At 66.4% G+C, this 2,892-nt stretch carries 3 protein-coding genes and 1 pseudogene; all 4 read right to left on the reverse strand.

The window, feature by feature from the left end:
• Positions 1 to 162 precede the first annotated feature (162 nt).
• Positions 163 to 615: an RbsD/FucU domain-containing protein gene (locus IV113_RS24200; protein WP_056276058.1), complete on the reverse strand. Its 453-nt coding sequence runs from the start codon at positions 613 to 615 to the stop codon at positions 163 to 165.
• A gap of 3 nt (positions 616 to 618) precedes the next feature.
• On the reverse strand, positions 619 to 1,416 hold the full coding sequence (locus IV113_RS24205) for an ATP-binding cassette domain-containing protein (RefSeq protein WP_291090702.1): 798 nt from the start codon (positions 1,414 to 1,416) through the stop codon (positions 619 to 621).
• A gap of 135 nt (positions 1,417 to 1,551) precedes the next feature.
• Positions 1,552 to 2,511, reverse strand: coding sequence for an ABC transporter permease (locus tag IV113_RS24210; protein ID WP_291090704.1), 960 nt, complete (start codon positions 2,509 to 2,511; stop codon positions 1,552 to 1,554).
• A 175-nt stretch (positions 2,512 to 2,686) separates the two neighbouring features.
• Positions 2,687 to 2,892, reverse strand: a pseudogene (locus tag IV113_RS24215) (sugar ABC transporter substrate-binding protein); the annotation flags it as partial.

The raw sequence follows: 2,892 nt of genomic DNA on the forward strand, positions 1-2,892 counted from the left end.
CCGTGCACGCGCAGCGCCTGCAGCACCACGCGCTCGTTGAACTGGCGCATGCCCACCTGGTTGGAGCCACGCGGCCGCAAACGCGGCTGATCGCCCGGCTCAATGTCTGGAATGGCTTCGGTGGCGTCGTTGGGGTTCACTGCGTCGGGTTCGGTGTCGGGTTCAGGTGCGCAAAGTGTCGCCGATGACTCCCTTGCGCAGGATGAAGTTGCCCCAGGGCTGGAGTTCACCGGTGACCACGATGGCGTAGGCCTTCTTCACACGCTCGTAGAAGGCAAAACGCTCCACCGCTTCGGCCTGGCCCTCGACCAGGCCTTCGGCGGCCAACACGGCCAGCGTCTCGCGCTGCAGGGCCGAGCGGTACGGCGCCTCGGTGCCGCCCACCTGCATGTAGGCCACCGGCTGCGGCACGTCGGCCGCCAGCGGCAGCACACTGGCCACGGCCTGCACGGTGCGCGCCATGCCCACGCCGGGCAGGCGCAACACGGTCTTGCCCGCACCCAGACTCATGGCGGTGAAGTTCGCATCAGCGAGCACCAACGCGTCGTCGTGGCCCATCTCGGCCAGCAGTTTCAGCAGCTCGGGGCTGAGCAAGGGGTCGATACCTTTGAGCATGGTTCAGGCCAGCGCTTCGGGTGGGAGCTCTTCGGCCAGCTTGGCGCCCGTCATCACCGCCACGGTGTCGCTCATGCTGATCACCTTGGGGTTGACCACCGCGGCGCGCTTGCCCAGGCGCGCGATGTGGATGCGGTCGGCGATCTCGAACACGTGCGGCATGTTGTGGCTGATCAGGATCACCGGCAGACCTTTGTCGCGCACGCGGCGTATCAGCTCCAGCACCATGTTGCCCTCCTTCACACCCAGCGCGGCGGTGGGCTCGTCCATGATCACCACGTGCTGCGCGAAGGCCGCAGCGCGCGCCACCGCCACGCACTGGCGCTGGCCGCCCGAGAGCGTCTCCACCGCCTGCGTCATGGAGCGGATGCCGACCTTGAGGTCGTTCATGCGCGAGATGCTCTCGGCCAGCATCTGCTTCTTGTCCAGCAGACGCAGAAAGCGGCCGAGGAAGCCGGCGCGCAGGATCTCGCGCCCGAGAAACAGGTTCTCGGCGATGGTCATGGCCGGGGCCACGGCGAGGTCCTGGTAGACGGTCTCGATGCCGGCGCGGCGCGCGTCGATCGGGCTCTTGAAATGGATCTGCTGGCCGTCGAGGTAGATCTGGCCCTCGTCGGGGATGGTCGCTCCCGAGAGCGCCTTGATCAGGCTCGATTTACCGGCGCCGTTGTCACCGATGACCGCCAGGATTTCACCGGCACGCAGTTCGAAGTCGGCGCCGTCGAGCGCGGTGACCTGGCCGTAGCGCTTGACCAGGCCCTTGGCCTGGATCACAAGGGGAGTGGAGGAATTCAGGGTCATGTCATTTCTCCGGCGAGAGGGATGTTGGGCGCGCAAGGGTGCGCCTCCAGCACACGCCGAGGAACCGGCTTTGCCGGGCCAAAGGCGTGGCCCCCCTTGAGGGGGGAGACGCGAAGCGGCGCAGGGGGTGTGCCATTACCTGACTCCCTTGCGAGACATCTGGTCGGTCATCACCGCCAGGATCACCAGAATGCCGGTGACAAGAATCTGATAGACGGAAGACACGCCCATGAGCGTCAGGCCGTTGCGGAACACGCCCACGATGAGTGCGCCCACCAGGGTGCCGAGAATGATGCCGCGACCCCCGAACAGGCTGGTGCCACCCAGCACGACCGCGGTGATGGCATCGAGGTTTTCGGTCTGCCCGGCGTTGGGGTCACCGGCGCCGATGCGCGCCACGGAGAGCAGCGAGGCCAGGCCGTAGAACACGCCGGCCAGCATGTACACGCCGAGCAGCACCTTGTCGGTGGAAATACCGGTCAGGCGCGTCGCTTCAGGGCTGTTGCCCACGGCGTAGATGTGGCGCCCTGGTGCGGTTTCGCGCAGGAACAACCAGGTGATGAGATAGAGCGCCAGCATGAGCACCACGCCGTAGAGCACGTTGGTCTGGCCAATGCGGAACGAGTTGCCGAGCCAGGTCATGCCCTCGGACACGTCGGTGATGGTCTGCGAGCCGCTGTAGAGCTGGGTGATGGCAAACGCAATGTTGAGCGTGCCCAGCGTGACGATGAACGGCGGCAGCTTGGCCTTGGTCACCAGCAGGCCGTTGACCAGGCCGAACAGCGTGGTGGCGGCGATGCCCAGGGCAATGGCCACCGGCGCGGAGAGACCGAAGTCGACCGCCATCTTGGTCATCACGATGCTGCCCAGCGCCATGATCATCCCGCACGAAAGGTCGATGCCCGCGGTGAGGATGATCAGCGTCTGGCCGATGGCGATGGTGCCGACCACCATCACCTGCTGCAGGATCAGCGAGAAGTTCTGCAGCGTGAGGAAGCGGTCGCTCTGCGTGGCGAAGAAGGTGCAGGCCAGCAGCAGGGCGATGAAGGGCCCGAGCGTGCCCAGGGGTGGCAGTTTGGAAGCAGGGGTTTTCAAGGAGGTTCTCCAGAAGGCGATTCAGTCACCGCGCCGAAGCGCGATCCAGAAGAGCGAGGTGCCCCCATCCAGGGGCACCAAGGGTCCGGCTCCGCCGGCCCAAGGTGCCGTCCCCCCTCCAAGCCGAAGGCGCCAGAGAGGGGGGAAGCCGCAAAGCGGCGCAGGGGGGTGCTCGTTACTTCCCACCCCAGCAGAGGTCCATGCCGGTCTTCACGTCCTTGCTGTCCACACCGGCCACGGGCTTGCCCGCGATCAGGGTCACGCCGGTGTCGGTGTAGCCGCTGACCTTCTTGCCGGTCTTGGCGTATTCCACGCCCGCTGCCACACCCATGGCGGCCATGCGCAGCGGGTACTGCTGCGAGGTCGCGGCGATCACGCCGG

Source organism: Hydrogenophaga sp. (assembly GCF_018780385.1).
Taxonomy (GTDB): Bacteria; Pseudomonadota; Gammaproteobacteria; order Burkholderiales; family Burkholderiaceae_C; genus Hydrogenophaga.

What these genes read in the sequence shown, in the direction of transcription:
- IV113_RS24200 (WP_056276058.1), bottom strand. Translation starts at nt 615, where the DNA reads ATGCTCAAAGGTATCGACCCCTTGCTCAGCCCCGAGCTGCTGAAACTG.
- IV113_RS24205 (WP_291090702.1), bottom strand. Translation starts at nt 1,416, where the DNA reads ATGACCCTGAATTCCTCCACTCCCCTTGTGATCCAGGCCAAGGGCCTG.